We start from the raw sequence: 4,573 nt of genomic DNA, 5'->3' as shown, positions 1-4,573 counted from the left end.
AGCACTAATGTGCTTATCGATGCTCCAGACAGACCTACTCGTATTTCGTCCAGTAATGCTAGCCATAATGCTAAAGTACTTTGGCTAAGAGATTCATTTGGTACAGCAATGTCACCTTTTATGGCTGCTCACTTCACTGAAACAGTTCAGCTTCATTACTTCGGGTCTGATCCTGACTGGTTGTATAATGTTATTAAAAAATACAAACCAGACTATGTTTTTGTCACAACAGTTGAGAGAAGTATAATTAATAATTTCTTTCTGTCTCCACCACCTTTATACGCATACAAAGCGAAAAATGAAGGTAATGGAACAAATGGCAGTAAATACTTGACACATGATGTGACCGAAAGTAAGGATGGTTATAAGATTACCGGAAATGATCCATTTGTCGCATTCATTTTTAATCCGCCATTAAACGCACAAAAAAACAGTGATCTTTATTTAAATGTTAATTGCAATAATAGTGAATCTACTGATTTGTTTGTTCAAATATTCTGGAGTTCAGTACATAGCAGTGGTTTTAGTGAGGAAAACAGTATTAGTATTTCTCTTCCTCAGAATGGAGCTATCTTTAACATGTCTAAATTGGCAAATTGGACTAAAAGTGGTGATATCGGGAAAGTCAGATTCGACATACAGCCAAAATCTATTGAAAGTTGCAAAAAACTCAACATCGAAAAAGTTCAATTGCTTCAGAGTTCGAATTAATCATCTCTTAATCACTTTGTGATAACAATATAAAAATGGGGACTAGAAGTTCCCGTTTTTTCATTTCAGAATTGATCTGAGTATATGTTCGCGATAATTACGTCGCCGACCTCTACTACCAGGTAACGCGAGGTGATGTTAGTCTCTGATATCGACAATACAGAGTTCATTCAAACATTCATCACGAAAATATCCGTAAAAGCTCTCAATAACCCTATTATCGGTCGGCTTCCCAAGCTAAATAAGTCCTAATTCCACTCAGTGTCCATATGCCCACTGATCAAACACTCGGCAGGTAAACTCCGGCTCCTGATCTGTTCTTATCGTAGCCTCTGATAGCCACGAAATAGCGTAATGCTATCCAAAATACGTGTGACCTTAACGTCAGAAATACCAAAGGCAACGATCACCATCAAGCACTCCTGCGTGAAATCGTCTACGCAAGTCAGATATTTGATCCTGCGCCCGTTGGCCAGCACATCCATGACAAAATCCATAGAATCAGGTCAGGTTCAGTGCCGCCGGACGCAGCAGCGGATGGCGCTCGGTTATCGGGCCACCCTCACGGGTAATTGGATACTTATCTACCTCATCGGCCAGTAATACCCGAATCGGGCGACGGGCAAGGTTATCCGGGCTACCTGCCCCCGCCAGTGCCAGAAACCCACCAGTAAAGGACTTGTACAATAATGTCTCTTTTGAATTTTTCTGCTTGTTGCCGCCAATAAGCTGGCGAAGTACCGGTGTCACTCTCACCAGTGGGGTAATACGCTCTTTCGAGAACTGCTCGGCGGCATCTTCTTTTGGTTGTAATAACAACATTGGGCAAGGGTCGAGATGAGCAAAGTAACCAAATAGATTTTCAAGCAACGCTGTTTTCATCAACTGGGTACAACACATCACGGTAATGATATGCACCCCGGATTCTGTCGCCGCAAGCATGGGGCCACGGGCAATTTCTACAGTTGAAGTTTCCCAATTTCCTGATGTACTACCCGCCTCTTTTGCCAGTTTTCGGTATTCGTCAGCCCAGTCCGGGACACTAATTCGTGGTGGTGGTGTCCATCCCTTACGAACGCTGCGAAGCAACCGATCATGTTTGCTCTGCGTTAAACTCAGGTTCACCGAGGCCAGAGATGTGTTTATGGACATATGCTAATAACACCTCTGTCATCCTATCGGCGGGAACATTCAAGTCAGCCGCCATCAAAGGAGCCACCCTTGACGGCCAGTTCATCCAGGCATCACGTTGTTCACGAAAAGCGCTAAACAAAATAGCTTCCGCGGCAGTCAACTCTACTAGCTGCCCGTCTTCTTTCTCAAACTCCAACTTGGTTAATAATGCCAGGTAATTTTCTTTCACCCTTGCGGCCTCTTCCCTCGACCACTCAGCTCCGTTTGCCAGCATGATTTCTTTAACAGTCGCATCGGTACTGTCATCAATATCAGCAGCTTTAACTTTTGCTGGCTTCTTTCTGCTGGCGTTTTTAGTCCGTGGATCTTTACTGTCGCGCAAAGTGGCAACAGCCTTATCACTTTCCTCTACGTTGACCAGATCACCATCAAGAACAATATATTTTCCCGCCTTTATCCAGCGGCTCACCGTCTTCCGATCCACACCTACATGCTTGGCATAATCAATCTGCGTCATTGTGCTCATGATGAAAATTGCCTCTGTGGGACATGGGACATTGCTGTGGGACATTTTTCTGTGTCCCATCTAAAATGTCCCACGCAGAAAAACAGCTACAGCCGCGCTGCGTAAGGTCTGACGGTTACAGTTGCATAACTATGCACGTGGGACATGGGACACAAAATGAAAAATTTATAGCTGGTAAAACTGCACGGCGCGCAATGCCCGTACATTACAAAGGTCTCAGAAAGGACCCATTTTTTTCTAGATGATAATGGTTGTCATATAACTCTCTATTTTGCAGTCTTCAACGCCTGCTTGATTGCCAGGCTTAACGCGCCAGGCATCAAAGCCTGTGCCATTGCATTCGCCCGGTCGAAGTATCCAAGCGTTGGTTTAACTGCCAATGCGTCACCAAATTGAATCAGCAGTTTAGGTGCTCTTTGTTTCTCTCTAGCGCGATGCACTCCGTTAGGGGAGCGCTTCTGACGCTTCTTAACCTTTTTGCTCTTCTTGCCTTTCTTACGCTGGAAGAAACCATTAACGCCATTCACCTCCCCCACAAAGACATTCTCCTTAGCCTTGAGCTGCTGCGTTTTGTTACGGGCTAAGTTACCGAACTTATTCAGCTTTATGTTTTTAGGATTGAGCAGCGCCTGACCATTGAGCTTGTGCTGCCCGCCGAACTCGAGCGGTTCGAGGTAGCTGGCGGCGATATCACGCACGAATACCTTAGCCTGCAATCGGTTTTTGCGGGCACCAAACGAGCCAACGGAATTAACGGTGAAAGGGGTCGGATTATCCAGATTGCGCTGCATACCGACTTTCTGAGCTTCTGCAATCTGACGAGCCACACTAGTTAGTGCTTGAGCAGCAGCAAAGGGGATCTGTTTTTTTATCGACTGCAACTGATTGGATAAATCTTTAAGAGTTGCCATGATCTATCCCTAAATAGAAAAGCCTCGGGCTATGCCAAAGCTCTGAAATACTTGCTAAGATATCCCGATGGATTTGTATTACTATTTCTTTTAACGAGTTTTTTACATGCACATTGATACAAAGTATCGACTATTTCTATTCATCTATCTAACAGCAGCCTATGCTACCGCTATCCCAGCAATGTATCTGGTACTAGATCTGATTATTGGTGGTGCTCTTATTGATATATTGAAAGGTGAATACTCATTTTTTGAGTTTCTTACAAACCGAAAAATAACTTGTTTAAAGCTTTCTGCTGTCGGGGGCTTGATGGGACTGGCTTACTGGATAGCTTTCTACAGAAAGTACAGATACTTCGATCCACTAGATAAATATTTCAAATAGAAAAGCCACCGGCTTATAAAGTCAGTGGCTTATTGTTCGCTAAGTGATTAGCCGTGCATGCTGGGCTTATATTGGTTTTGGCTTCTGTCTCATAATTGCTTCTTCAATATCTTCCATTACTGGTTCATTATCAACATAATCAACGAGATATATTTCACCATTATCAGAATAGTAGTCGGTAACCTGAAAGGTGACTTCACGTAAGTGTGGGTCTTTTCGGTGCGGAATTAAATTTAACCTACGTAATCCCTGCTCAATACTGCGCACTTACCCATTCCACCCCTCACCAAAAAGCATTATGTCTTGCATATAACAACCTCTGGTCAATGAAGTAATAACGAGAATATATTACTACAGACATTATCGATGGCACTCAATGAATGCCACCTGTAATGCTACTTTACTGAGGCAATTTCCAATTCTGAGCTGGCAGGCCAGCACATGTAGCCATCGTCACCGATTTGTCCAACCCTGCAGTTGTCAGGCACTTATTTGATGCTACATTTCGCACATCCGTACCAACACCTTGAAGAGCTTTCCATTGTTGTTTTGTGTTCTGATAATCACAGGTTGCCATGACCGGTATTGAGCCACCTTCATCTGACAAACACTGCCCACTTTTCAACACGATGTAATGGAAGATGTTTTTTTCTGAACTGGCCTGTGCCACGCTATCACAGGCTAACAAGGTAGGCTTACCTTGGGTATTCTCATCCAAACAGTTACGGCCATTTGCAATATTAAGATGGCCGGATATTGTTTCGGTAGTCACAGTGACAACCTTAGCTCCTTGGATATCTTCTTGTGAAGTTGCTGCAATCGAAGAGAACGATACAGTTAAAGCAACAATTAATGCAGATAAACGAACTACCATATAATCACTCCTTGTGAATTAATTATCTTTCT

Annotated in this window: 5 protein-coding genes and 2 pseudogenes; 1 reads left to right on the top strand and 6 read right to left on the bottom strand. The window is 43.5% G+C overall.

All coding sequences use genetic code 11. The features are described 5' to 3' along the window. A partial coding sequence (locus V2A85_RS22060; RefSeq protein WP_420072375.1) for a hypothetical protein occupies positions 1-711 on the top strand: 711 nt, incomplete at its 5' end. A gap of 147 nt (positions 712-858) precedes the next feature. Here V2A85_RS22060 and V2A85_RS22055 read toward each other — a convergent pair. The 6 genes and pseudogenes from V2A85_RS22055 to V2A85_RS22030 all read right to left on the bottom strand — a co-directional run. Next, positions 859-1,278 (bottom strand): annotated as a pseudogene (locus tag V2A85_RS22055) (DDE-type integrase/transposase/recombinase); the annotation flags it as partial. 42 nt (positions 1,279-1,320) lie between these two features. Beyond that, positions 1,321-1,653: pseudogene (locus V2A85_RS22050) on the bottom strand (phage terminase large subunit family protein); the annotation flags it as partial. A 151-nt stretch (positions 1,654-1,804) separates the two neighbouring features. Beyond that, complete coding sequence (locus V2A85_RS22045) at positions 1,805-2,371, bottom strand: hypothetical protein (RefSeq protein ID WP_420072374.1); 567 nt, start codon at positions 2,369-2,371, stop codon at positions 1,805-1,807. A 266-nt stretch (positions 2,372-2,637) separates the two neighbouring features. Continuing rightward, the gene (locus V2A85_RS22040) at positions 2,638-3,282 is read right to left on the bottom strand and encodes a hypothetical protein (RefSeq protein ID WP_420072373.1); all 645 of its coding nucleotides are present in this window, start codon (positions 3,280-3,282) and stop codon (positions 2,638-2,640) included. Positions 3,283-3,733: 451 nt separating this feature from the next. Then, positions 3,734-3,934 (bottom strand): hypothetical protein, encoded by a 201-nt coding sequence (locus tag V2A85_RS22035; RefSeq protein WP_420072372.1) that lies wholly within the window; start codon positions 3,932-3,934, stop codon positions 3,734-3,736. Between the two features lie 133 nt (positions 3,935-4,067). Then, positions 4,068-4,541 (bottom strand): ricin-type beta-trefoil lectin domain protein, encoded by a 474-nt coding sequence (locus tag V2A85_RS22030; RefSeq protein ID WP_420072371.1) that lies wholly within the window; start codon positions 4,539-4,541, stop codon positions 4,068-4,070. Between the last annotated feature and the right edge of the window lie 32 nt (positions 4,542-4,573).

It is taken from the genome of Yersinia sp. 1252 StPb PI, from assembly GCF_048593885.1.
GTDB classification, from domain to species: Bacteria; Pseudomonadota; Gammaproteobacteria; order Enterobacterales; family Enterobacteriaceae; genus Yersinia; species Yersinia enterocolitica_E.
Note: the sequence above shows the minus strand (reverse complement) of the source record. Positions and strands in the feature narration are given on the sequence as shown.